This window comes from Ensifer sp. KUDG1 (assembly GCF_050434285.1).
In the GTDB taxonomy this organism is placed as follows: domain Bacteria; phylum Pseudomonadota; class Alphaproteobacteria; order Rhizobiales; family Rhizobiaceae; genus Ensifer.
Genome location: NZ_JBNDIG010000011.1, coordinates 100,803 through 124,997, shown reverse-complemented (window position 1 = coordinate 124,997; position 24,195 = coordinate 100,803). Strand labels below are relative to the sequence as shown.

Here is a 24,195-nt window from a genome sequence, read left to right as displayed (position 1 = left end):
CATGCGTTCTGTTACCTCTTTCAACGACAGCTGGATTTTCTCCGAAGGCTTCGATGCGGCAAGCGCCGGGCGCCTGCAGGTGGGCAAGCCGGTCAGCCTACCGCACAATGCGGTGGAACTGCCGTTCAACTATTTCGACGAGACCTCCTATCACCGCGCCTTCACCTACCAGAAGGTGCTCGCCTGGCGTCGGGAGTTTCACGGCCGCGAAGTCTCGCTCGTCTTCGACGCCGCCATGGCCGACGCCGTCCTCTACCTCAACGGCGAAGAGATCATCGCCCACAAGGACGGTTACACGCCATTCGAAGCGCGCCTGACGGACAAGCTGCGGGAGGGCGAGAACCTGATCACCGTCAAGATCGACGGCAGCGAGAACCCCGAGATCCCACCCTTCGGCGGTCGCATCGATTACCTCACCTATGCCGGCATCTATCGCGACGTCTGGCTGAAGGTCACCGATACCGTTTCGATCGCCAATCTCAAGATCGAGACCCGCGATGCGCTGAGCGAAACCAAGTCCGTCTCGATCCGTTGCGACCTCGCCAATCCGCAAGGACTGGCTTTCACCGGCACAATTACCGCGCTGCTCAAGGACGCGAACGGCAAGGTGCTGGCGGAAGTTGCCGGCGAAAGCCGCGGCGAGAGCGTCACGCTTGAGCTCAAGGGGCTGAAGGGGCTTTCGCTCTGGGATATCGACAGCCCCGTTCTCTATGAAGTCGAGGCGCAACTGCGCAGCGACCGTGGCAGCGACCGGCTGTCGTCGCGCTTCGGCTTCCGCACGGCCGAATTCACCACCGAGGGGTTCAAGCTCAACGGCCGGCCGCTGAAGATCCGCGGCCTCAACCGCCACCAGGCCTTCCCCTATGTCGGCTACGCCATGGGCCGTACGGCACAAGAACGCGACGCGGAACTCCTGAAGAACACGCTGCATTGCAATCTCGTTCGCACCTCGCACTATCCGCAGTCAAAATGGTTCCTCGACCATTGCGACCGCATCGGCCTGCTGGTGTTCGAGGAAATCCCCGGCTGGCAGCATATCGGCGGCGACAGCTGGAAGCGGGAAGCGATCGAGAATGTCCGCCGCATGATCGAGCGCGACTGGAACCATCCGTCGATCATTATCTGGGGCGTGCGCATCAACGAATCCCAGGACTCGCATGATTTCTACGCCGAGACCAACCGGCTGGCGCGCGAACTCGACCCGACGCGGCAGACCGGCGGCGTGCGCTACATCACCGACAGCGAGTACCTCGAAGACGTCTACACCATGAACGACTTCATCCTCGGCAACGAGGAACTGCCGGGCGCGAACCGCCCACGCACGGCGCTGCGGCCGCAGCAGGAATGCACCGGCCTCACCCGCAAGGTCCCCTATATGATCACCGAATTCGGCGGTCACATGTTTCCGACGAAGATCTACGACCAGGAGCAGCGCCAGGCCGAGCATGTGCGCCGGCATCTGGAAGTGCTGAACGCGGCCTATGGCGACCCGAGCATTTCCGGCGCCGTCGGCTGGTGCATGTTCGACTACAACACCCACAAGGACTTCGGCTCCGGCGACCGGATCTGCTATCACGGTGTCATGGACATGTTCCGCCAGCCGAAATTCGCGGCCTATGTCTATGCCAGCCAAGGCGAACCGTCGGAGGGCGTGGTGATGAAGCCGGTCACCTTCTGGGCACGCGGCGAGCGCAACATCGGTGGCGTTCTGCCGCTGATCGTGCTCACCAATTGCGACGAAGTCGAGCTGAAATACGGCTCGCTTGTCAAGCGCGTCGGCCCGGATCGCGAAAACTTCCCGCATCTGCCGCATCCGCCCGTCGTCATCGACCATCGCCACTTCACCAAGGACGAACTCGGCGTCTGGGGCATGAAGTGGGAAGACGCCGCCTTCACCGGTTTCATCGACGGCGAACCTGTCGCCAACCTGCGCATGGTCGCCGATCCGGTGCCGACGACGCTCGAGGTGGTCGCCGACAGCACGACCCTCCGGGCCGAAGGGCGCGACAGCGTGCGGGTGATCGTCCGCGCGCTCGATCAGGCCGGCAACGTGCTGCCGTTCCTCAACGATGCGGTCGATGTGACCGTCACCGGCCCTGCCCGCCTGGTCGGGCCTGAGAGCCTGGTTTTCCAGGGCGGTTCGACCGGCTTCTGGCTGGAAACGACGGGGGCTGCCGGCGGCATCGCAGTCGTGGTGACTTCGACACGGCTCGGCACCGTGAGACTGGAGCTTTCGGCAGTGTCGGACGAGGCGGCGGCTGCATGAGCGAACTCCAACTTAAAGACGTCAGAAAGTCCTATGGCACCTTCGAGGTCATCAAAGGTGTCGACCTCGACATCAAGACCGGCGAATTCGTCGTCTTCGTCGGGCCGTCCGGGTGTGGCAAGTCGACCCTGCTTCGGATGATCGCCGGCCTCGAGGAGATCACCTCAGGTGATCTCACGATCGGCGGCGAGCGCATGAACGATGTCGACCCCTCCAAGCGCGGCATCGCCATGGTGTTCCAGTCCTATGCGCTCTACCCGCATATGACGGTCCGGGAGAACATGGGCTTCGCGCTGCGTTTTGCCGGCGTGCCGAAGGCCGAGATCGAGCAACGCGTCGGCGAGGCGGCGAACATTCTTGAACTCGGACCGCTGCTCGACCGCAAGCCGAAGCAGCTTTCCGGCGGCCAGCGCCAGCGTGTGGCGATCGGCCGGGCGATCGTGCGGCACCCGAAGATCTTCCTCTTCGACGAGCCGTTGTCGAACCTCGATGCGGAACTGCGGGTGCACATGCGCATCGAAATCGCCAGGCTGCACAAGAAGCTTCAGACCACGATCGTCTACGTCACCCACGACCAGGTCGAGGCGATGACGCTTGCCGACAAGATCGTCGTCATGCGCGGCGGCGTGGTCGAGCAGGTCGGCTCGCCACTCGACCTCTACGACGATCCGGCCAATCTCTTCGTCGCCGGTTTCATCGGATCGCCGAAAATGAACTTTTTGAAGGGGATCGTCGAAACGGGTGCCGGCGGGGAAAAGCATGTCCGCCTGCCGGATTTCGGCAATGCGACGCTGCCGATTGCGGTCAAGGACGCAACGCCCGGCAGCACCGTCACCATCGGCATTCGCCCGGAGCATTTCGGCGACAGTGGCTCGGCGAGCCTCGATCTGACGATCGATATGCTGGAGCATCTGGGCGGCGAGACCTTTGCCTATGCCCGGCACGGCGACGGCGAGCTGATCATCATCGAAACGAAAAACGGCCGCGGCCTGAAGTCCGGCGACAGCATCGCCGCCCGCTTCGAGCCCACGGCCGCTCTGGTGTTCGACGCGGACGGCAGGCGCCTGCGCTAGAAAATATCCACCATGGCAGAACGGCGCCGCCTGTGAAGATGGCGCCGTTCGTTGTTGTTACGGGAACATGCCCTTCGGCGTCTCACCCTTCAGGAAGGGCTCGATGAAGGCGTAGAGCAGGCCCGTCTGATTGATGACCGCCGTGTGCGACGTTGCCGGCAGGATGGCGAGACGCGAAGCCGAAAGCGGCTTGCCCATGTCGCCCATCGCGCCGCCACCGAGCAGGCGGAACATCGCAACGTTGTGATCGAGCGTCGCCACATCGGCGTCGCCGGCAATGATCAGAACCGGTGCCTTCAGCGCCTTGACGTCCGCCTCCCAGGCCATGGGCTCCTTTTCGAGCTGGATGAGCTTGCGGGCCAGTTCCGGGAAACCGTCCGGATTGGCTGCGAGCTTGCGATAATCCTCGGCAAAGGGCAGGCCGACGATCATCTCCACGGTCATCTGCGGGATCACGGCCTTGAATTCCGGCTGCCAGCCCTCAGCATCATAGGCGACGGATGCCGCCGCAAGCTTGTTCACCTTTTCCGGGTGGCGGATCGCCAGCTGCAGGGCGGCAGCCGCACCCATCGAGTAGCCGAAGACATCCGCCTTTTCGAGCTTCACCGCATCCATGAAGGCGGCGACGTCGTCGGCGAGGTTCGGATAGGTGATCGGCCGGTCGATATCGGTGGTGCGGCCATGACCCTGCAGCTCGACCGCATAGACTTTGTGGGTCTCGGCCAGCTTCGGGATGATCGCCCCCATCGACGGAATGTTCATATAGGCGCCGTGCAGAACGACCAGCGGCTCGCCCTCGCCCGAGACCTCGTAGTACATCTTCATGCCGTTGACATCGACAGTCTCAGCCGTGGCAAATGCGGTGCCGGACATCAGCAGGGCGCCAGCGATCAATGCGGTACGAAACATTCTCAATCTCCTTGTGGTCGGTGCGGTTGAACACCGCCTTCGAGATTAAGACGCATGACGTCGTCACATCCCGACATCGACGCCCAAGAAAATTTCGCGCATTCGTTGCGGTGCCCAGAAAATGCTTCGCGCCTTGGTCCGCCGGCACTTCAGCCTGTCGGGTTGAGGCTCAGTCGCAGGGGCGCGAATTGCGACACGGCAAAATCCATGAGTTTTCGCACCCGCGGCAATTCACGTAATTCCGGGTGAACACCGAGCTTCAGCGGCAGAACCGGCGCGGCAACGCCGAGGTCAAGGGACACAAGGCCATTCCGGCCGGCGGCTATAAAGTGCGGCAGCGTGGCAAGTGCCTGTCCGGTCTCAACCGCACTCAATTGCGAGCGGATCGAATTGGTGCGCAGCAGCACTCTCGCTTCCGGCAAAAGATCTTTAAGCCAGGTCGAGAGCGATACCCGCACAGGCGTCTCCACCAGCTCGACAATCGTCTGGTTCCTGCCTTCGCCCGCAACATCCGGGTGGCCGAAACGATCAAGGTAGGCTTCCGTTGCAAACAGGCCGTAGGCGACATCGACAACCTTGCGCTCGACGATATCGTTTTGGTCGAAACTGCCGAAACGCAAGGCGATGTCCGCGTCCCGCCGGGACAGGTTGAAGCGCCGGCCATCGTTCAAAAGGTGAATGCTGACGCCCGGATGCATTGCTGCAAACTTGGTCAGGATCGGCGCCAGGAGGTAGTCTCCGATCCAGTCGAGGCTGGTCACGGTGATGGTGCCTTCTAGTGCGTCGTCCTGCACCGCAAGGCGCCGCTCCACCGCAAGCGCGTTTGCCTCCATGTACTCGAGCGCAGAAAGGATGGAGAGGCACACGGCGGTCGGCACGAGGCCGCCCGGTTGCCGCTCGAACAGTGTTTTGCGCGTCTTCTGCTCAAAAGCCTCGAGGCGACGGCTGAGCGTCGGTTGCGTGGTGCCCATCGCACGGGCGGCTGCACTCAGCGAGCCGTGGCGGACCAAGTGCTGAACAAGATGGAGTTCTTCCCAGTCCACAGGCACCTCAGGGTTCAGCCGGCCGAGGCGGCTCGCCTCGACGATAATTCATAGGCACTTTCGTGCCCGCCGTCATGCCCCCGTCGATCGGCAACACCACACCGGTGATGTAACTCGCCTCATCGGAGCAGAGCCAGAGCACGCTTGCGGCCACCTCCTCCACCCGGCCAAGCCGGCGCATCGGCGTCGAAAGTGCTGCCTGCCGCTGGATGTCCGCGCCGGCGGCCTCGAGATGGTGGGTGAGGATCGGCCCGGGCGCAACGACATTGATCCGGATGCCCTGGTCGGCATAGTCCAGCGCCGCAGCCTTGCTCAGCCCGATGATCCCGGCCTTCGCACTGACATAGGCGGAAAGCCCAGAGGTGCCGTTGATGCCGGCAACCGACGCCATGTTGACGATCGCACCGCCACCGCCCCTCGCCATCGCCTCGATCTGGTAACGCATGCCGAGAAAGGTGCCGCGAATGTTGGTGCGGATGCCGCGATCGAACCCTTCGATATCGAGATCGGCAAGCGGGGCCGGCATGGTTCCATCCGTCGCATTGTTGAAGGCGGCGTCGAGCCGGCCATAGTGCTGCATCACGGTTGCAAGCGCCTGCTTCATGGCACTCTCGTCGCCGACATCGGCCGCGATCGCCAGTGCGTCCCCGCCCGCCTCGCGAATGGAAATTGCCAACACCTCGACCGCCGTCTTCGAACGGGAAAGAAGGACAACGGATGCGCCGGCCTGCGCAAAGGCGCGGGCGGTGGCCGCACCGATACCCTTGCTGGCGCCTGCGACTAAGGCGACTTTGCCTGCAAATCCCAGATTGTTTGTGTTCATCAACCCGACTCCATCTGACGTTGTCGCACCGTTTTTAGCGCCGGACGACGACGGCTGCCTCGTGCAGGCGCGTATGCCTCCCATACGGGAACAGACGATCGACTTTCGCTGCGAACGGGCTTTGCCTTTGTCCGGTAACCCGTCTTTCGCCCTGAAGCGTCGATCGGGCCGCAGTTTCGAGAAGCACAGGAGACGATCATGGGTGCGACAAGACAGGGAAGATCACAGCGCAGAACGCGGCTGAAGGCCGAACTCGACCGGGTGATTGCGGAAGCCCTGGATGAACAGCGCATCGTCGGCACGGTCGTCGAGATCCTTATCGACGGCGAGCCCGCCTACCGACATGCCGCCGGGCTCGCGGACCGCGAAGCCGCCCGGCCGATGACCGAGGACAGCATCTTCCTGCTCTCCTCGGTCGCAAAACCGATCGTCACGGTCGCCGCTCTCCACCTGGTGCAATGCGGCACCATCGGTCTCGACGATATCGTGTCGGAACGGCTGCCCGCGTTCAGGCCGCAGTTGCCGGACGGCAGCGAGCCTCGGATAACCATTCGCCAACTCCTGACGCACAGTGCCGGTTTGAGCTACGTGTTCATGGAGCAAGGCGATGGACCGTACCACCGGCACGCCATCAGCAGCGGCCTCGACGACACCGACGATGATCTCACGGCCCTCATCGGCAAGCTCACCGCCATCCCGCTATCCTATCCGCCCGGACACGGCTGGGGCTATTCGATGAGCCTCGACGTGCTCGGTGCGGTCATCGAACAGGCGACGGGATCAAAGCTGTCGGAGGCGATCGCGGCGATCGTCACAGGCCCGATGGGAATGAGCGACACCGCCTATTCGGTGGCCGATACACGCAGGCTTGTGGCCCACTATGGCGATGCCTCGCCGCGGCCACGGCGGCTCGTTGGCGACGATGCGGTTCCCTTCTTCGGCAATCCCGTGCGCCTCTCGCCCGGGCGGATCTTCAATCCTCGAGCCTTTCCCTCCGGAGGAGCCGGCATGGCAGGCACGGCAGGCGACCTGATCCGCCTACTCGAAAGCCTCAGGACCGGACACTCGCCGGTGCTCGACGCCGCCAGCACCCGCTCGATGTTCGACATTCAGGCAAGGACGGGCGGATTGGCCGCCGGCGCCGGGTGGGAGTTCGGTTTCGGCGGCGCCGTGCTTGTCGAACCCGAGATGGCGGGAACACCGCAGTCGCGCGGCACACTGCAATGGGACGGCGCCTACGGGCACAAGTGGTTCATCGACCCGGCCCGCGGCCTGTCAGTCCTTGCGCTCACCAACACCGCTTTCGAGGGCATGAACGGACGTTTCCCGGACGATCTTCGCGACGCCATCTATCGGAGCCTCTAGCCATGCGGAGCGCCCCATTTCCCGTCGACCTCGGCCGCTACTTCGCCCGCATCGGTCATGTCGGGCCGCTGTCGCCCGATCTCACAACGCTTGGCAGGATCATCGCCCGCCATGCAGCGTCGATCCCCTTCGAGGCCATCGACGTGCTTCTCGGCGGTCGGATCGACCTGTCGCCGCCGGCGGTCGACGCCAAGCTCATCGACCGCCGGCGTGGCGGCTATTGCTTCGAGCAGAACAGCCTGTTGCAGCGCGTGCTCACATCGCTCGGCTACCGGGTGGATCCCTTGATCGCCCGCGTCCTGTGGATGCGCGCCCCGGGCGCGCCGCCGCCGGCCTGGTCGCACATGGCGCTCCGCGTCTTCGTGGACGATGTCGGCTATCTGGTCGATGTCGGTTTCGGCAGTTGCGTGCCGACCGCGCCGCTGCGTTTCGACCGGACCACACCGCAACCGACGCCGCATGAGCCGTTCCGTCTGAGCCGAACGCTCGATGGCTACCTGCTGGAGGCATCGCTTGGTCGTGACTGGGTACCGGTCTACGAGGTATCGCCGAGCATTTGTGGAGAGGACGCGTATCGGATCGCAAACATCGCGACATACACGGATCCGCATTCGCTTTTCCGACAGACCCTGTTGGTGACGTTGACCACGGAGGAGACACGTAACATCCTGCTCGGAAACCGGCTGACGATCCGTGACAGGAACGGCACCGTCACGCGCCAGGAATTCGATGCACCGGCAATCGAAACTGCCCTTATCGACGTCTTCGGATTACCCCTCGACGGCGACTGGCGCCGGATCACTGCGCGCGTCGGCGGCGCATTCGAGGCATCCATTCCAACGACATGACGTGAACCCGGCGCCTCGTCTATCGATGGGCGAGGATGTAGCTTTTGAGGATCTCCGCATGATTGCGGGCCTCATCCTTCACGCTGTAAAGCAAAGTCACCGGGCCCTCAGCGATGCGCTGTCGCAACAGGTCAACTGCCGCCGGATTGCCGTCGAGTTCGGCAAGGTAGCGCTCGCGAAACTCTTCCCACGCGCCTTCATCCGCATGGAACCAGCGGCGCAGCTCCGTGGTCGGCGCGATGTCCTTCAGCCAGAGATCAACCGCGGCTTCCGCCTTTGTCAAACCGCGCGGCCACAGGCGATCGACCAGGATGCGCATCCCGTCGCCATCGGCCTTCGGCTCATAGACACGTTTCGTCTTCAGCTGCATGAACGCCCCTCATTGGTCCTGATTTGAGGACCATAGCTGCCGCCGATTGGCGATCCAAGCGCGAAGGCGCTTGCCGGCAAGCGGTAAAGGCGCGCCTGCCGCCTACACCCCGCGCCTGTTGCCCCAGAGCAGGACGTGCAGCTGCGGCAGGACGCGGGCCTCGAACCAGCGATCCTCCGTCACCTTGCCGACCAGCCACAGCATGCGATCGATGATGCCGTCGATGTCGACTTTGGCGTCGTCATCGTCAGGGGGTGGAGGCGTATGGTTGCCGGGCTGCAGGTAGAGCGGCAGATGCGGGTAGCGGGACGCCGCATCGCGAGCATAGGCATAGTCGCGGTCGTCGAAGATGACGACCTTCAGCGCCACCGTGGGCTTGCCCGCCGCCATCTGCAGACAGCCGTCGAACGCATGCCAATCCGTCTCCATGCCGCTCGACGGCGGCTTCGGACTCAAGACCAGTACGTCGAGATCGGCAAACCAGTCCTTGGCGAGGCTGCCCTGCGTCTCCAGCGCGAAGCGGTACCCCTCCTCGCGTCCACGTGCGATCAGGGGAGCCAGCGGCTGGATCGCCGGGTTTCCGCCGGAAAGCGAGACCGTCAGCGGCTTGCCGCCGGAAAGCTTGACGACCTCCTGCCAGATCTGCTCGACACCCATCGGCAGCCATTGCTCACGGTATTCGCTATCGACCGCGTGCAGCGTGTCGCACCAGCTGCAGCGATAATCGCAGCCGCCCGTGCGCAGGAACACGGTCGGCAGCCCGATCAGGATTCCCTCGCCCTGGATCGTCGGCCCGAAGATTTCGCTGACACGAATGCGCGCTTCTGCCGGCCCGCTCATGGCCGGTATTCCGCCCAGGTCTTCGGCGTCTCGCTGACACGCACGGCCGACGTTTCCGGAAGCCTTGCCTTGCACCAGTCGTAGAAATGCTTCGCCAGGCATTCGGCCGTCACCCGGTCGTGGCCGAGAACCTCGTTCAGATGACGGTGGTCGAAGCTCTCGTCGATGTAGCGCTTCAGCGGCGAAAGCTCGTGATAGTCGCGCACGAAGCCGTGTTCGTTGAGCTCGGCGCCGGCAAGTTCGACTTCGACGACGTAGTTGTGGCCGTGTAGCCGGGCGCATTGATGGTCAGCGGGCAGGCTCTTCAGTTGGTGCGAGGCCGAGAAATGGAATTCCTTGGTGATCCGGAACATCACTTCACCTCCTCGGCCGCGAAGGCCGACGTCGCCGCCACCCAGAAATCCGGATCCTCGTAGTCGGTCGGGTCGGCGACCCCGGCCAGGTGAAAAGCTTCGCGCCGCTCGACGCAGGTGCCGCAGCGCCCGCAATGGCGCGCCCCGCCCTTGTAACAGGACCAGGTCTCGGCAAAGGGCGTTCCGTGGCCCGCACCGTCGGTGACGATGTCCGCCTTGGAGATCGTCACATAGGGCGCGTAGAGCCTGACGTCGGCGTAGCCGTCGAGTGCGTGGTTCTGCATCGCCTGAAACGCGTCGATGAAGCCGGGGCGGCAGTCGGGATAGATGAAATGGTCGCCGCCATGCACGGCGACCGCCACCGCATCCGCTTTCTGTGCCGCCGCCAGCCCGAAGGCTATGGCGAGCATGATGGCGTTGCGGTTCGGAACCACCGTCGCTTTCATGGTTTCTTCGGCATAGTGGCCGTCGGGCACGTCGACATCGTCCGTCAGTGCCGATCCGGTGAGATGGGCGCCGATGGCGCGGATGTCGATGACCTGATGCGGAACGCCGAGCCGCTTGGCGCAGGCGACGGCATAGTCCAGTTCCTTGCGGTGTCGCTGGCCATAGTCGAAGGAGAGCAGGCCAATGAGTTCTTGCTCGGCTGCGACCTTGTGGGCAAGCGATACCGAGTCCAATCCGCCGGAGCAGATGACGATTGTCTTCATGATAGGTGTCCTTGTTTTGACCGGGTAGGCTGCGACCGGATTACGGCGCGCCTTCTAGGGCAAAGCAGGACCGATGGGAAGCGTTATGTTGGCCCCCCCCCCCGGGAATAACGCAGCCTCTTCCCGCGCGCCACACGCGCGACCGACGCATTCTCAAACTGAGCCAGAAAACGCACGCGTCCCACCCTTAAATGCAAGGGTAGGACGCGCAACCATCAGGTTTGGGGGATCTTTCGATGGCTACTGCTGCAAACCCGGATAGGCCCATACGCCCGAAACACGCATCAGATCACGGGTAAATGACCAACCGCTCGTCAGCCCCGACCTTTGCGGCTTCATCCTGGGTTGGCGCGTCCAGTGCATTCAGCGGCACCACGGCCGATGGCAGGTCGCGCTGGTTCAAGGCATCCTCCATGACGGTGCGCGCACGGCGCATGTGGCTGGAACTGGTTACCAGGATCACCGTGTCGGCCTGATGCCGCACCAGGAGGTTGGCGGCATTGATCACATTGCCGATCGTGTCTTTCGACTTGTCCTCAATCATGATGCGATCGCGGCTGATACCCTTGTCGACCAGCCACTTGGACATGACGTCACCTTCCGTAACGCCATTTTTCGGCACGCCGCCACTCACCATGACAAGCGCTGTCGGGTTGGCCTCGGCGGCCTTCAACGTCACCTCGAGACGGTCGAGCAGGGTTTGCTGCGCCTTGCCGTCATCGGCGAGCGCATAGCCCAGCGCGACGATCACGACTTTGCCCGGCACGGTCGGGACGTCGAAGTTCGGCTTTTCAGCCATGATCTGTTCTGCCCGAACGAACCTCTTGCGGTACTCCTCCGCCCGCTCGCGATCGAGACCGGCCAGGGCCTGGTGGGCAAGCGCCGCGCTGGTCTCATCGCCACGAATACGGGCAATGGCCTCCAGCCAGCTTTGCGCATCAAAAGCGGTCGGGTCCTTGCCAAGGATGCCCTGGAAGGTCGCCTGGGCGTCGTCGAGCTTCTTCTGGATGATCTGGGTCGCCGCAACGGCATACTGGAAGTCCAACCGCTCGGGCGCGAGCGTCGCCGCTTCCTTGAAGGCTTCCTCCACGACATCATACTTGCCGTGCAGCGTAATGCCCTTGAAGACCTCGGCTTCCGCTTTTTTGACGTCGCCGCCCGACCAGTAATACTGCATGCCGGTGTCGACCAGCTGTTTGATACGGGCAGCGTTGGCCTGGTCAAAGGCGCCGGCCGGAAAGGTTGAAATGAGACACGCAGTCGCTGTCAACAGTCCGAGGAGGCGGCGCCTCGTGCTGCGCGCCTTTACCGAACGCGGGGCGCCCGATGCAGTCACGGTCGACCCCGAGGGGGCAAAAATGGAACTCGGCTTCATTTAAATCTCCCAGTTTTCCGGTTGCCCGCCGGCTTTCTCGCCCTCGGGCCGATAGCGTTTCCGTATTCACTTGCGATTTGGCCGTCTCCTTGCGGCCAATATTAGAAATACCAAAACATGACCACCTGTCCAGCTCGCGGCAGCGCAACCAGCCGGAATGGCGCGCAAAGCCGCAACAATTCGTGTTACATTTCTTACAGATAGCGAATACAAGTTGCGCGCGCGTTCCGAAACAGTCGCTGATTGGCGTTATATTGGTATTATCCAATTGCGCAGCAGGCGCGCACAGCGAGCGGGCGCAATCGCTGAATGACCAAGGTGTCATGGCGGGCCGGTAGTAAGTGCAAAGCCTGCTTCAACGACCTCGCTGCTGACGGGCAGTCGAGAACCTACCCCGCCGCTCGGAAAGTCTCAGCGCACTCTTTGCGCGCCGCTGTCGAAGGCACCATAGCGGGGGGCCGATGCGCCGACCCGTTTGACGGTTCGAAGGGACCTGAGGTTTGAAGTCACGCAAATCCGAAGAGGATGGCTCCTCGCGGTTTTCAGATTTGCTCGCGGCCCGGCGCTGCGGCGCCGGGCCGCGAGCCTTCTCTGCTCATCGTCATGCATGCGCATGCGGATGCTGACGTTCGTCCCAGACGGCCCAGATCGCGAGCACGGTCACCAGCGCCCCGAGGACGACATGCGTCCACATGGGGTTGGGACTGGTCGAGAAACCGAGCAGCCAGGGTGAAGCGATCAGCCAGAGCCCGACGATGAGGCTTGCCCATTCTTCCCATTCCGCAAACATGGCAAGCGTCGCGATCGCCAGAACGCCGAGCACGACGCCGGCGCCCCAGGCGTTCCATGCCGGAACGCTCTCGACAACGAAACCCATGATCCAGGGGGAGACGAACAGGCAGATTGCAAGAACCAGATTGATCCAGTCCTGTGCTTTCTTTCCTTCCATCAGTGCCATGACAACCTCCACGAATGAAGCTTGGCCAAAGCGTACGATCGCGTGCGGTCGCACGCTCTGAAAACATAATAAATTCAACCGGAACCGCTTTCAAATCTTTTTCGCGTGAGCACGTGGTGGTGGCATGCGCGAAATCGAGCGGCGAACCGGCGATCCGCCGCCCTTAATCGGTGCCAAGGCACGGTTTGTGCGCCGTTTCGCGCGGGCTCTAGTAGCCGCGCGCAGCGCCCGCGCCGATGCGGCTGTCGACCGCGCCATTGTAGCGGGCGCCACCTCCGGCCTTGATGTCAGACAGGCTCTCGCCGCCAACGAGAATGCCGGTCGCCTGCCCCCAGATCGTCCAGCTTTCGTCGATCTGGACATTATGCCCCATAGCTGACAGCAGCTTGCGGGTATCGGGCGAGAGCGCATAGGGCTCCATGAACACCTTGTCCGGCAGCCACTGGTGGTGAATGCGCGGTGCGTCGACCGCCTCCTGGATGTTCATGCCGTGGTCGATGACGTTGAGGATCGCTTCGAGCGTGATGGTGATGATGCGCGCGCCGCCGGGGCTGCCGATCACCATGAAGGGTTTGCCGTCCTTGGAGATGATCGTCGGGCTCATCGACGACAGCGGCGTCTTGCCGGGCGCGATCGCGTTCGCCTCGCCCTGCACCAGCCCGTAGAGATTGGGCACGCCGGGTTTGGCGGTGAAGTCATCCATCTCGTTGTTGAGCAGAATGCCGGTTCCGGGCGCCACCACGCCGGCCCCGAAGGAGCCGTTCAGCGTGTAGGTGACGGCGACGGCATTGCCCTCGTCGTCGATGATCGAATAGTGCGTCGTCTCCTTGCTTTCGCCGAAGCCCTTGGGGATCAGCGTCGCCGAAACGCCGGCGCGAAACGGGTCGATCTTGCCGCGGATTTCCTCGGCGTAGGCCTTGTCGGTGAGCTTGCTGACGGGGTTCTCGACGAAGTCCGGATCGCCGAGCGCCGTGTTGCGGTCGACATAGGCGTGGCGCATGGCCTCGATCATCACATGCACGGTCTCGGCGGCGCCATAGCCCATGTAGGAAATCGGATAACCTTCGAGCACGTTGAGGATTTCGCAGATGATCACGCCGCCTGAGGACGGAGGTGGCGAGGAGACGATGTCATAGCCGCGGTAGTTGCACTTGACCGGCTCCAGTTCGCGCACGGCGTAACGCTCGAAATCCGCTTTCGCAAGAATGCCGCCCTTCTCCGCGCTCGCCTTGACGATCTGGTCGGCAATCGCACCCTTGTAGAAGGCGTCGGTGCCCTTCTCGGCAATGCTCGAAAGCGAAGCGGCAAGGTCGGCCTGGATCAGCTTCTCGCCGGCGACGAACGGCTTGCCGTCCTTGAGGAAGATGGCGGCGGCGGCCGGATCCTTGGCGAGCCTGTCCGTCTCGCCCTCGAAGGAATCGATATCGCCCTGCTCCAGCACGAAACCGTCCCTGGCAAGCGCGATCGCCGGCGCGATCAATTCGGAAAGCGGCTTGGTGCCATAGCGACTGCGCGCCGTTTCGAAGCCCATGACCGGCCCCGGCACGCCGACGGCGAGATAGCCCTCGGTGCTGAGGCCATCGACGACATTGCCCTTGGCGTCGAGATACATGGTCTTGGTCGCAGCTTGCGGCGCGCGTTCGCGGAAGTCGAGGAACGTCGTCTTGCCGTCCTTGAAGCGGATCGTCATGAAACCGCCGCCGCCGATATTGCCGGCGGTCGGATAGGTGACGGCAAGCGCATAGCCGACGGCAACGGCCGCATCCACCGCGTTGCCGCCGCTTTTCAGCACGGCAACACCGACATCGGACGCCAGGTGCTGGGCGGAGACCACCATGCCATGCTCCGCCTTCACGGGCTCGGGTGAGGCCGCCTGCACCGCCCAAGGCGTCAGGCTCGATGCAATGAGCAACGTAATCGACAGGGTCTTCAAGCGGGAACTCGGCATGCGTCTCTCCCTCGCAGGCTCGCGGCGCATTGCCAAAATTCAATGACCGTGGCCTCGCCGCGTCGAGCGCGGTGGCAACGATCGTTCGGGTAGGGGCAAGCACCTGATGTGGGCGGCTATGAAGTGCGGGAAGTATAGTCACGCTCAATCGACGATGGCAAATCACAGGTGACCGCGGCCGACGCCCGAGCGCCGCCCGTCGGTCCGCGTCCGCTTCCCCCGCCTTCGAGAGGGGGAAGCGTCGCGCACGCGTCAGGCTGCATCCGCAAGGATGAGATCCGCGCCCTTTTCCGCGACCATCATCGTCGGCGCGTTGATGTTGCCGGCGGTGATGTTGGGGAAGATCGAGGCATCGACGACGCGCAGGCCGGCAACGCCGTGGACTTTCAGGCGGCTGTCGACCACCGAACTCGCCTGGTCCGGCCCCATCGCGCAGGTACCGCAGAGGTGGTAGATCGAGCCCGAGTTTTCACGGAAATAGTCCATCAGCGCTTCGTCGCTTTCGACGCGCGGCGTCGGCGAAATTTCTTCCGCGGTCAGCGAGGAGAGCGCCGAGGCAGATGCGATGCGCCGGACGAGCCGGCTGCCCTGCAACACCTCGTCGATGTCGCGATCGGTCGTCAGATAGTTCGGTCGGATCAACGGTTTCGCCGAGGGGTCGCCGGACGCAATCGAGATGCTGCCGCGGCTGGTCGGCCGGCAGGAGTTGAAGCAGATCAGGTAGCCGGGATAGGGCTCCGGCTTCAGCCCGGCCTTCGGGTCTTTCGGGATCCGGTAGGAGAGCGGGTTGAAGTAGAGCTGGATGTTCGGCCGCTCTTCGTCGGGCCGGCCGCGGAAGAAGCCGCCCGCCTGGTTGACGCTCATCGAGAACGGTCCCTTGCCGGTCAAGAGATATTGCAGGCCAAGACGCATCTGGCCGAACAGGCTGCCGAACTCGTCATTGAGCGTCGGGATCGTTGCGCGATAATAGAAGCTGGCGCAGAGGTGATCCTGCAGGTTCTGGCCGACCGCCGGCAAATGCCGCCGCGTTTCCACGCCCGCTGACGACAGCGCCCTGCCGTCGCCGATGCCCGAGACTTGCAGCAGTTGCGGGCTACCGACCGCGCCGGCGGCCAGAATGACCTCGCGCGCCGCCGTGAAGCGCCGCCGCGTCCCATTCTGGATGACGTCGACGCCGGTCACGCGCCCGTCTTCGCCAAAGACCAACCGCTCGGCCTGCGCGTAGCGTTCGATCGTGAGGTTAGGACGCTTGAGCGCTGGCCGCAGGTACTCCGCGCTCGAATGCGAACGGCGGCCGTTGTTGGTGTTGACGTCGTAGACGCCGGCGCCCTCGATCGAGGCGCCGTTGAAATCCTCATTCAGCGGCAGTTGCAGCGATCCGCAGCTTTCCAGAAATGCGTCGGTGATCGGGTGCGTCATGCCGCGCATCGGCGTGATGTGGATCGGGCCTTCGGCGCCATGCCACTCCGATGAGCCGCGCGCATGGGTTTCGAGCTTGCGAAAATAGGGAAGCACCTCGTCGTAGCCCCAGCCCGTGTTGCCGGCGCTCTTCCAGTCGTCGAAGTCGTCGCGCGCACCGCGCACATAGATCATCGCGTTGATCGATCCGGAGCCGCCCTGGACCTTGCCGCGCGGCACATAGATGCTGCGGTCCTGAAGCGCGGCCTCGGGCTCGCTCGAATACATCCAATTGACCGCGGGATTGTAGTAGCTGCGGGCATAACCGACCGGGATCTTGAACCAGAAGGAATTGTCGTTGCCGCCGGCCTCGATCAGAAGCACCGTGTGGCGACCGTTTTCGCTGAGCCGGCTCGCAAGGATGCAGCCCGCCGACCCGGCGCCGACGATGATGTAATCGTAGATCATCTCGAAGTCCTATCGTCGCTGTTATCCGCGTGCCGGCGCAAATTGCTTCACGTCCGCCGGCCGGCTGTCCATCTGCAGGTGCAGGCGCTCGCCGGTATAGGGCGTGTGCTTTTCGACGACGTCCATGTTGAGCTCGATGCCGAGACCGGGTTCGCGCGACGGGATGATATAGCCGTCCTCGACCACGAGCTTGGTCTTCAGCACATCGGCGTGGAAACCACTGAAATCGAGGATCGCCTCGTGGATGAGGAAGTTCGGTGTCGCGGCCGAAAGCTGGATGCTGGCGGCAGCCCCCACCGGACCGTTGTAAAGGTGCGGCGCGATCTGGGCGTAGTAGGCCTCGGCCATGCCGGCGATCTTCTTCGCCTCCAGAAGTCCGCCGACGCGCGCGACGTTCATCTGCAGGATCGATGCCGCCTTCAGCTCGAGCACGCGCTGGAACTCGTATTTCGTCGTCAGCCGTTCGCCGGTCGAAATCGGTATGGAGGTCGCGCGCGCCACCTCGGCCATCGCCGCTTCCTGGCCCGGAGGAACCGGCTCTTCGAACCAGAGCGGGTCGTATTTTTCGAGACGCCGGGCCAGCCGGATCGCCGAAGACGGCACCATCTGGCCGTGGGTGCCGAAAAGCAGATCGGCGCTGCTTCCAACCGCGTCACGGATCTTGCGGCAGAATTCCTCCGAGCGGTCCATCACGCCGAGCGAAAGCTGGTGGCCCGAATAGTTGGTGTAGGGACCTGCCGGGTCGAACTTGACGGCGGTGAAGCCCATCTCGACCATTTCGACGGCACATTCGGCGGCGAGATCCGGATCGTTGAAGTCGAACTCTCCGGCCGCGTTCTTCGGGTAGAGATAGGTATAGGCGCGGAGCTTCTCGTGCACGGTGCCGCCGAGCAGGTCCGCGACCGGCCGGCCGGCGGCCTTGCCGATGATATCCCAGCACGCAATCTCAAGGCCCGAGACGATGCCCATCATCGTCGGGTCCGGGCGCTGGGTGAAGCCGCTCGAATAGGCCGAACGCCAGAAGCGTTCGATCTGGTGCGGGTCATGCCCGAGCAGATGCCGCTCGAAGACGTCCTCGATCAGCGGTGTCAGCGCCTTCGGATGGAACGAGGTGGCGTAGATCTCGCCGATGCCCTCGATGCCGCAGGCGGTCGTCAGCCGCACGAAGATCCAGTACATGCCACCCACATGCGGCGGCGGGACGGCGACGGCATAGGTCTTGAGAGACGCGATCTTCATGGGTCATCCCTTTTTCTTGAGGCGGGCCATCAGCGCCAGGGTGGCGATGGCGCCGAGGACGCAGATGGCGGCGATGTAGCCGAAATAGAACTGGTAGCCGGCGATGCCGGGGTAGCGGTCCGACAGGTATCCGTTGACCAGCGGCAGGTAGGTGTCGGGCGCGTAGCCGACGAGCGAGATGATGCCGATCGCAAGGCCGGTGATATTTGCCGGCACCTGGCAATCGTCGAGGATCGCCCAATAGAGGCCGCGGATCGTGTAGGTGATGAGGCCGACGAGCAGCACCAGTCCGACGAAGAGGACCGTGGAGCCGATGCCCGGCAGGGCGATCATCGCCACGAGGCTGGCGGCTGCGACGAGGAAGCTCAGGAGCAGGATGCCGGTCTTGCCGTAGCGGTCACCGAGCAAGCCGCCGCCGATACCGCCGACCGGGCGCAGCCAGAGCTTGATCGTGACGATCAGACCGGCCATGGCGGCGGAAATGCCGAAGCCGCCTTCCTGTAGATAGGCCGAGAAGCTGTAGGTCGCGAGGAACACGTGATAGCCGCAGAAGATGATGGCGGCGACGAGCCAGACCTCCGGGATGCGGAGCAGCGTCTTGATGTCGGCGAGCAGGTTGCCCTCGCGCTTGCGCGGGCTCTTGTCGACAGCGACGGGCTGCGACACGGCGAAATAGGCGATGCCGACCACGATGCAGAAGACGGCATAGAGCAGCACGACATCACGGAAACCCATCGCAAGCCCGGCACCGCGCGTTTCCGTCGTGAAGACGAAGAGCGCGATGGCGACGCTCGCCAGCAGCGCCTCGACCAGGCCACGGCCGCCGTCGAGAATGCCGAAGAAGCGTCCCTGCTCATTGGCGCCGGCGATCAGGTTCACCTGCTTCAGCGTCGCCGCCCAGAACGTCAGGCCCGTCGTGACGCCGAAACCGCAATAGATGACGAGCAGCGATGAGTAGCCGGGCAGCGTCGCGTACCAGAGGCCGAGCAGACCGGTGCCGACCATGGAGATGAGAATGAGGATGCGCGGCTGGACGCGGTCGGCGAGCCAACCGCTCGGCAGGTAGCCGACGAGGAAGCTGGTGCCGAGGATGGAATAGAGGACGCCAAGCTCGGTGTTCGAGAGCTTCAGCACCTCCAGCATCGTCGTCTGGTAGGATTGGCGCAGATAGAGGATCGGATAGATCGCACCGGCGGCGATTACGATCAGCGCCAGTTGCAGGTAACGGCTGCGGGCCGACACGGACGGCGCAGCGATGTCTGTTTCGGAAATTGAGCTCAAGGGTCGTCTCCTCCCCGACCGATGGCGGGAGCGTGCCATCGGCCCGGTCTTGATGTTGATGTCCGAACAATTCCGGTTCCCGTCCGGAATTGCGTCATTTCAAATGATCAGTGTTTCAGGACGACGAGGCGCGTCTGGGTGAATTCCAGCATGCCGTGCTTGCCGTCGTCGCCGCCGAGGCCCGAGCGTTTCCAGCCGGCGTGGAAGCCCTGATAGGGATCCGCCGGGAAGCGGTTGACGTAGAGCTCGCCGGCTTCGATAGCGTCGCTGGCCCGCATGACAGTGCGATAGTTCTCGGTGAAGAGCACCGAGCTCAGGCCGAACTGATGATCGCTCGCCAGCGCCAGCGCTCCCTCGAAGGTGGAATAGCGGATCACCGCAAGCACCGGACCGAAGACTTCTTCGCGCACGATTTCCATCTCCTGCCGGCAGCCGGAAATCAGCGTCGGCGGATAGAAGTAGCCTGGTCCGTCCGGCAGGTAACCGCCGGTCTCGATCGTTCCACCTTCCGCCTTCGCCTGTTCGACCATTTCGTGCACGCGCTTTTGCGCGGCGGCATTGGCAAGCGGTCCCATGCGGGTCGCATCCTCGGCGCGGTCGCCGAAGGCACGGGCTGCAAAGCCCTCCCGCAGCTTGGCGAGCAGCTTGTCATGCACGCTTTCGTGCACATAGAGCCGCTCGGCGCTGGTGCAAACCTGGCCGCAATGGGCGGTCTTGGCGGCAATGATCGCCTGCGCCACAGCATCGAGATCGGCGTCCGGTTCGACGATGACAGGCGTCTTGCCGCCGAGCTCGAGCGAGGGCTTGGCGATGTTTTCCTTGCAGTAGTCGAGCACGATGCGGCCGGCCGAAACGCTGCCGGTCAGCGTGATCATGCCGACGCCGGGATGGGTGCAGAGCGTTTTGGCAACGTCATGCGACATGGTGAGGATATTGACGAGCCCCTCCGGCAGGCCGGCCTCGACGATCGCTTCGGCAAAGGCGAAGGCGGAGGTCGGCGTGTTGTTGCTCGGGCGCACAACGACGGCGTTTCCCGCGATCAGCGCCGGGGCGATTTTGCGCACAAGCGTGTAGATCGGATAGTTGAACGGGATCAGACCGGCAACGACACCGATCGGAACACGCTTCAAGAGCAGCGTTTCGCCGGGATTGTCGCTCTCGATCACTTCGCCCTCGATGCGGCGGGCCCATTCGGCATGATAGCGCGTCAGTTCGGCGCCGTAGATGACTTCGGCGGTCGCGTCGGCGAGGCTCTTTCCCGACTCCTTCGCCAGGGCAGAACCAATGCTCTCGGCCCGGTTTTCCAGCACCGCCGCCAGCCGGCGCAGCGCGTCACCGCGCTGGATGGCCGGCAGTGCCGCCCAGGCGCGCTGCGCCTTCACGGCTGCCTCGACCGCCGCTGTTGCCTCGTCGTCCGTTGCCGCCGGCACCGATGTGAAGACCTGGCCGGTTGCCGGATTGCGGACGTCGATCGTCATCGCAGACGTGCTTTCGATGAAACGACCGCCGGAAAAGTTGCGATAGGGGCTCATGGCATCTCGGATGTGTTGGCCGCGGCTCCGGGCGCCAAAAGCGCGCGGGACAAGCGGACTGCGCGGGAGAGAGCACAACGAGCGACGGCCCGTCTCTCTCCCCGACCGAGACCGTCACGAAACTGTTGCGACGATAGGACCGGAGGCACAAGCGAGTAATTTTCAGTGAGAGCATTCCAAAATGGAATGCTTGGCTCAGGCCGCGCGGTCGGCCGAAACTTCCGTAAGCAGCCAGGCACGGAAAGCATCGACTTTGCTGTCGGTTCCTGCCTGGGGCCGCGTTACGAACCAGTAGGATTCATGCCCCTCGACTTCGACATCGAAGAGTTGCACGAGCTGCCCAGTTTCCAACTGAACCCGCACCATCGAACGATCGGCAACGGTGACGCCCAGACCCGCACAGGCCGCCTCGATCGCAAGGTCGAGCAGGTCGAACTCCAGCCCGCCGCGCGTATCGACATCCTGGAACCCGGCCGCATCCAGCCAATGGCGCCAGGTCAGATAACGCCGGTCGGGCGAGGCCAATACATGCAGGAAGGTAAAGCGCTGAAGATCCGTCGGACCCTCGACTTTCACGCCCTCGAGCAGCGACGGCGCGCAGACGACGACATGCCGCTCGGTCATCAGGATGCTGGCATCCAGCATCGGCCACTCGCCGTCGCCGAAGCGGATGGCGCAGTCGAGAAGCCCCCGCTCGGCAAGCGTGTCCGTGGCTTCCGTGCTGAGGCTGATATCGACGTCGGGCAAGGCTGCGCGCAGCCGGGCAAGACGCGGCAGCAGCCAACGCTTGGCAAAGGTCGGCGGAACGTTGACCCGCAAGCGGTTCTGGTTGCTCTTCTCGGTGATGCTGCGTAGCGACACCTCGATGCTGTGAAACGCCTCCTGGATCGTCGCCAGCAATTCGGCGCCGGCCGGCGTCAGTTCGAGATGGTGGTGGCGGCGAATGAGCAGGTCTTCGCCAAGCTCGTCCTCGAGATTGCGGACCTGACGGCTGACCGCACTTTGCGTGAGGTTGAGCCGCTCAGCCGCCCGCGTGAAGCTGCGGGTCTGCCCGACCACCTCGAAGACCTTCATCGCCGACAGTCCAGGAAGTCTTCGCATCGATAACGTGGCCTCGGGAAACTACTATATCTCCGCGGATTGCCGCGGATCGATGCTTACTGTTGCGTGCCGCGCTCTAGCGCACAAGCACGAAAATCCAAACCGCACCTACTGACCACAGGCATGCGCCCGGTTGCCTCGCAACGACAAACGGCGGCTCTCGCCGCCGTTCACCTATCCAATCCATCGCCTGGCCAAGCCCAGACGAAAACTGGAAACTCACTCGTTCTTACTCCACGGCATAGAAGCCGTAGAGCACCGGCATCAGCCCGACCACGGCCTCGAAACGTTTGAAGGACTTGCGCTCCGGCCGCGTCCAGCCGGTTTCCGCCAACGCCGAAAGACGCGGGAAGACCAGCCGATCGAAGACGGCGCGGTCGGTCATCGGTTCGGACCAGATGCAGCACTGCACGCCCAGCAGATGCTTCTTCTGCGCGTCCGTCCAGCCCTCCACGGGGTCAAATGTGTAGAGCTTTTCCGGATCCGACCAGCCGGCCCAGCTGCCACCCGGCTCCGACCAGGCCGGGCTGTTGGCCATGTCGAGGTAATAGACCTGGCCCGGGCAGACGACGATGTCGTAGCCTTCCTCGGCAAGGGCAGCCGACGCCTCGACCGTGCGCCAGCCAAAGAGCAGCGATTTTGCCTTGTCGATGACATTGCCGTGGGCGGCCTCCTGCCAGCCACCGGTGACGCAATTTCGGCTCGCCAGGAACGCCTGGACGCGCGCCAGGAACTCGCCCTGCAGCACCGCGGCACCCGAACCGTCGATTTCGTCGGCGCCATGGGTGTTGGTGACGACGTTCAGGCGCTTGGCGTGGGTTTCGGCAACCTCGTCACCAGCAAGCGCCCGAAGCCGCGTGAGCGCTTCCGGCGAGCCGGACCAGGCACCAAGCGGCACCTCGTCGGCGCCGACATGGATCGCCCGCATCGGGAAGAGCTCGATCAACTCGTCGAAGATGATCTCCAGCACGCGATAGGTCTCTTCGCGCGCCGGGTTGAGGCAATTGTCCGGGAAGCCCTGGACCGAATGATAGCTGCCCTTCTCGTCGGGGTCGCGCAGCTCCGGGATCGCCTGCAGCATGGCATAGGAATGTCCGGGAATGTCGATTTCCGGCATCACCTCGATGCCGAGGCTCGCTGCCAGCGCCACGATCTGGCGGACCGCCACCTTGGTGTAATAGCCGCCGGTCGGTTCAGGACCGGAGCCGAGCAGCGGCGGGATCTTGCGGCCGTGGCCGCGCCAGGCGCCGATTTCGGTCAGCGCCGGATAGGCATCGATCTCGATGCGCCAGGCCTCGTCGTCGGTCAGGTGCCAGTGGAAACGATTGAGCTTGTTCCAGGCCATCAGCCGCAGGAAACGCTCGACTTCCGCTGTGCTGTAGAACTGCCGGGCGACGTCGAGATGGGTGCCGCGCCAGGCGAGTGCCGGCTCGTCCTTGATCTCGCCGCCCGTCGGAAACACGAAGGTGCCCGGATGCGACCGCGCCCCGCGCAGGACCTGACCGAGCGTGATCAGTCCGTAGAGGATGCCCGTCTCGCTACCACCCGAAACGGCAACGCCGGCGGGCGAGAAGCGGATCTTGTAGGCCTCCGGACCAAGGTCTGCTGCCTTGGACAATTCGACCGGGAAACCGCCTTCCGCCGCCGGCCGGACGATGCCCTCGACCGGAAACAGGCTGGTCGTGAGATCGGCAAAGGACTTCGCCGCGGCTGACGCTTCACTGCCTTCGGCCTTCAGGTCAAGGCCCGGAGGCGCCAGCAACTGACCGGAGACCGCAACAGCCTGCGGCCAAGGCACGATCGAGACCGGCACCGGCGCCACCTTCGGCACCGGATAGACGGCAGCGCCGCGCTTCAGCTCGGCATTGTCGCCGTGCGCCCGCGAGGCAAGCACGGCCACCGGCGCATTCGTGCCGTCGGACAGAACGAGGAAAGCGGCATTGGCGCCATCGGTCCAGTGGCGCGGCTCAAAACTCATGCCGAGGGCCTTGAGCGTCCAGGTCGCGCCGGGCTTCAACTCAAACCCTTCGGGTGGCGCGAATTCGGCATAGTTGGAGAGCCGGACGAGCAGCTGCCCGCCCTCGACCTCGGCGGCAGGATCGATGCGCGCGGGGCCGGAGACGCCGAGGCGAAAACCCTTGATCGTCCGGTCCGAATTGTTGGTGAGCGTCAGCGCATAGACCGACCTGTCGGCAGTGCCGACCGGCACCCAGAGCGTTTCCAGAAGATAGTCAGATTTGGCGGCAAACGTCATCAAATGGCTCCATGAATGATTGGTCTCTGCGATCGGCCGGA

At 63.7% G+C, this 24,195-nt stretch carries 20 protein-coding genes; 4 read left to right on the top strand and 16 right to left on the bottom strand.

The features are described 5' to 3' along the window. Position 1 precedes the first annotated feature (1 nt). Both M2267_RS24615 and M2267_RS24610 read left to right on the top strand, forming a co-directional pair. Positions 2-2,266: a glycoside hydrolase family 2 protein gene (locus M2267_RS24615; protein ID WP_429118016.1), complete on the top strand. Its 2,265-nt coding sequence runs from the start codon at positions 2-4 to the stop codon at positions 2,264-2,266. After that, positions 2,263-3,339, top strand: a complete 1,077-nt coding sequence (locus M2267_RS24610) for an ABC transporter ATP-binding protein (RefSeq protein WP_429118014.1) — start codon at positions 2,263-2,265, stop codon at positions 3,337-3,339. The genes M2267_RS24615 and M2267_RS24610 overlap by 4 nt, the downstream gene beginning before the upstream one ends. Positions 3,340-3,396: 57 nt before the next feature. On the opposite strand, the gene M2267_RS24605 is transcribed toward M2267_RS24610, so the two are convergent. The 3 genes from M2267_RS24605 to M2267_RS24595 form a co-directional block, all read right to left on the bottom strand. Further along, positions 3,397-4,248 carry an alpha/beta fold hydrolase gene (locus M2267_RS24605; RefSeq protein ID WP_429118012.1) on the bottom strand — a complete coding sequence of 284 codons (852 nt, stop codon included), beginning with the start codon at positions 4,246-4,248 and terminating at the stop codon, positions 3,397-3,399. Positions 4,249-4,397: 149 nt separating this feature from the next. Next, positions 4,398-5,291, bottom strand: coding sequence for a LysR family transcriptional regulator (locus M2267_RS24600; RefSeq protein WP_429118010.1), 894 nt, complete (start codon positions 5,289-5,291; stop codon positions 4,398-4,400). A gap of 7 nt (positions 5,292-5,298) precedes the next feature. Beyond that, positions 5,299-6,114, bottom strand: coding sequence for an SDR family NAD(P)-dependent oxidoreductase (locus M2267_RS24595; RefSeq protein WP_429118008.1), 816 nt, complete (start codon positions 6,112-6,114; stop codon positions 5,299-5,301). A gap of 198 nt (positions 6,115-6,312) precedes the next feature. Between M2267_RS24595 and M2267_RS24590 the strand changes: the two genes are divergently transcribed. Beyond that, the gene (locus M2267_RS24590; protein ID WP_429118005.1) at positions 6,313-7,479 is read left to right on the top strand and encodes a serine hydrolase domain-containing protein; all 1,167 of its coding nucleotides are present in this window, start codon (positions 6,313-6,315) and stop codon (positions 7,477-7,479) included. 2 nt (positions 7,480-7,481) lie between these two features. Further along, positions 7,482-8,327 (top strand): arylamine N-acetyltransferase family protein, encoded by an 846-nt coding sequence (locus M2267_RS24585; protein WP_043611020.1) that lies wholly within the window; start codon positions 7,482-7,484, stop codon positions 8,325-8,327. Positions 8,328-8,346: 19 nt separating this feature from the next. Here M2267_RS24585 and M2267_RS24580 read toward each other — a convergent pair whose 3' ends face one another. From M2267_RS24580 to M2267_RS24520, 13 genes are all read right to left on the bottom strand, one after another. Further along, entirely contained in the window at positions 8,347-8,697 is a 351-nt protein-coding gene (locus M2267_RS24580) for a DUF488 domain-containing protein (protein WP_043611022.1), read from the bottom strand. Positions 8,698-8,799: 102 nt separating this feature from the next. After that, positions 8,800-9,537: a 7-carboxy-7-deazaguanine synthase QueE gene (gene queE, locus M2267_RS24575; protein ID WP_429118000.1), complete on the bottom strand. Its 738-nt coding sequence runs from the start codon at positions 9,535-9,537 to the stop codon at positions 8,800-8,802. Beyond that, positions 9,534-9,890 carry a 6-carboxytetrahydropterin synthase QueD gene (gene queD / locus M2267_RS24570; protein WP_429117997.1) on the bottom strand — a complete coding sequence of 119 codons (357 nt, stop codon included), beginning with the start codon at positions 9,888-9,890 and terminating at the stop codon, positions 9,534-9,536. Before queD ends, queE begins: the two co-directional genes overlap by 4 nt. Next, positions 9,890-10,600 (bottom strand): 7-cyano-7-deazaguanine synthase QueC, encoded by a 711-nt coding sequence (queC, locus tag M2267_RS24565; RefSeq protein ID WP_429117994.1) that lies wholly within the window; start codon positions 10,598-10,600, stop codon positions 9,890-9,892. Before queC ends, queD begins: the two co-directional genes overlap by 1 nt. 289 nt (positions 10,601-10,889) lie before the next feature. Then, on the bottom strand, positions 10,890-11,975 hold the full coding sequence (locus M2267_RS24560; protein WP_429117992.1) for an ElyC/SanA/YdcF family protein: 1,086 nt from the start codon (positions 11,973-11,975) through the stop codon (positions 10,890-10,892). A gap of 601 nt (positions 11,976-12,576) precedes the next feature. Continuing rightward, a complete protein-coding gene (locus tag M2267_RS24555) occupies positions 12,577-12,933 on the bottom strand; it encodes an SPW repeat protein (protein ID WP_043611028.1) in 357 nt (118 codons plus the stop codon). Positions 12,934-13,141: 208 nt separating this feature from the next. Next, positions 13,142-14,881, bottom strand: a complete 1,740-nt coding sequence (ggt, locus tag M2267_RS24550; protein ID WP_429117989.1) for a gamma-glutamyltransferase — start codon at positions 14,879-14,881, stop codon at positions 13,142-13,144. Positions 14,882-15,133: 252 nt separating this feature from the next. Next, a complete protein-coding gene (locus M2267_RS24545) occupies positions 15,134-16,747 on the bottom strand; it encodes a GMC family oxidoreductase (RefSeq protein WP_429117987.1) in 1,614 nt (537 codons plus the stop codon). 21 nt (positions 16,748-16,768) lie between these two features. Then, a complete protein-coding gene (locus M2267_RS24540) occupies positions 16,769-17,986 on the bottom strand; it encodes a mandelate racemase/muconate lactonizing enzyme family protein (protein WP_429117984.1) in 1,218 nt (405 codons plus the stop codon). A gap of 3 nt (positions 17,987-17,989) precedes the next feature. Then, entirely contained in the window at positions 17,990-19,267 is a 1,278-nt protein-coding gene (locus M2267_RS24535) for an MFS transporter (protein ID WP_429117982.1), read from the bottom strand. A gap of 107 nt (positions 19,268-19,374) precedes the next feature. Beyond that, entirely contained in the window at positions 19,375-20,799 is a 1,425-nt protein-coding gene (aldA, locus tag M2267_RS24530) for an aldehyde dehydrogenase (RefSeq protein WP_429117979.1), read from the bottom strand. A gap of 195 nt (positions 20,800-20,994) precedes the next feature. Further along, positions 20,995-21,900, bottom strand: coding sequence for a LysR substrate-binding domain-containing protein (locus M2267_RS24525; RefSeq protein WP_429117977.1), 906 nt, complete (start codon positions 21,898-21,900; stop codon positions 20,995-20,997). A gap of 229 nt (positions 21,901-22,129) precedes the next feature. Continuing rightward, positions 22,130-24,154 carry a beta-N-acetylhexosaminidase gene (locus tag M2267_RS24520; protein ID WP_429117975.1) on the bottom strand — a complete coding sequence of 675 codons (2,025 nt, stop codon included), beginning with the start codon at positions 24,152-24,154 and terminating at the stop codon, positions 22,130-22,132. Between the last annotated feature and the right edge of the window lie 41 nt (positions 24,155-24,195).

What these genes read in the sequence shown, in the direction of transcription:
- M2267_RS24615 (WP_429118016.1), top strand. Translation starts at nt 2, where the DNA reads ATGCGTTCTGTTACCTCTTTCAACGACAGCTGGATTTTCTCCGAAGGC.
- M2267_RS24610 (WP_429118014.1), top strand. Translation starts at nt 2,263, where the DNA reads ATGAGCGAACTCCAACTTAAAGACGTCAGAAAGTCCTATGGCACCTTC.
- M2267_RS24605 (WP_429118012.1), bottom strand. Translation starts at nt 4,248, where the DNA reads ATGTTTCGTACCGCATTGATCGCTGGCGCCCTGCTGATGTCCGGCACC.
- M2267_RS24595 (WP_429118008.1), bottom strand. Translation starts at nt 6,114, where the DNA reads ATGAACACAAACAATCTGGGATTTGCAGGCAAAGTCGCCTTAGTCGCA.
- M2267_RS24590 (WP_429118005.1), top strand. Translation starts at nt 6,313, where the DNA reads ATGGGTGCGACAAGACAGGGAAGATCACAGCGCAGAACGCGGCTGAAG.
- M2267_RS24585 (WP_043611020.1), top strand. Translation starts at nt 7,482, where the DNA reads ATGCGGAGCGCCCCATTTCCCGTCGACCTCGGCCGCTACTTCGCCCGC.
- M2267_RS24580 (WP_043611022.1), bottom strand. Translation starts at nt 8,697, where the DNA reads ATGCAGCTGAAGACGAAACGTGTCTATGAGCCGAAGGCCGATGGCGAC.
- queE (WP_429118000.1), bottom strand. Translation starts at nt 9,537, where the DNA reads ATGAGCGGGCCGGCAGAAGCGCGCATTCGTGTCAGCGAAATCTTCGGG.
- queD (WP_429117997.1), bottom strand. Translation starts at nt 9,890, where the DNA reads ATGTTCCGGATCACCAAGGAATTCCATTTCTCGGCCTCGCACCAACTG.
- queC (WP_429117994.1), bottom strand. Translation starts at nt 10,600, where the DNA reads ATGAAGACAATCGTCATCTGCTCCGGCGGATTGGACTCGGTATCGCTT.
- M2267_RS24560 (WP_429117992.1), bottom strand. Translation starts at nt 11,975, where the DNA reads ATGAAGCCGAGTTCCATTTTTGCCCCCTCGGGGTCGACCGTGACTGCA.
- M2267_RS24555 (WP_043611028.1), bottom strand. Translation starts at nt 12,933, where the DNA reads ATGGCACTGATGGAAGGAAAGAAAGCACAGGACTGGATCAATCTGGTT.
- ggt (WP_429117989.1), bottom strand. Translation starts at nt 14,881, where the DNA reads ATGCCGAGTTCCCGCTTGAAGACCCTGTCGATTACGTTGCTCATTGCA.
- M2267_RS24545 (WP_429117987.1), bottom strand. Translation starts at nt 16,747, where the DNA reads ATGATCTACGATTACATCATCGTCGGCGCCGGGTCGGCGGGCTGCATC.
- M2267_RS24540 (WP_429117984.1), bottom strand. Translation starts at nt 17,986, where the DNA reads ATGAAGATCGCGTCTCTCAAGACCTATGCCGTCGCCGTCCCGCCGCCG.
- aldA (WP_429117979.1), bottom strand. Translation starts at nt 20,799, where the DNA reads ATGAGCCCCTATCGCAACTTTTCCGGCGGTCGTTTCATCGAAAGCACG.
- M2267_RS24525 (WP_429117977.1), bottom strand. Translation starts at nt 21,900, where the DNA reads ATGCGAAGACTTCCTGGACTGTCGGCGATGAAGGTCTTCGAGGTGGTC.
- M2267_RS24520 (WP_429117975.1), bottom strand. Translation starts at nt 24,154, where the DNA reads ATGACGTTTGCCGCCAAATCTGACTATCTTCTGGAAACGCTCTGGGTG.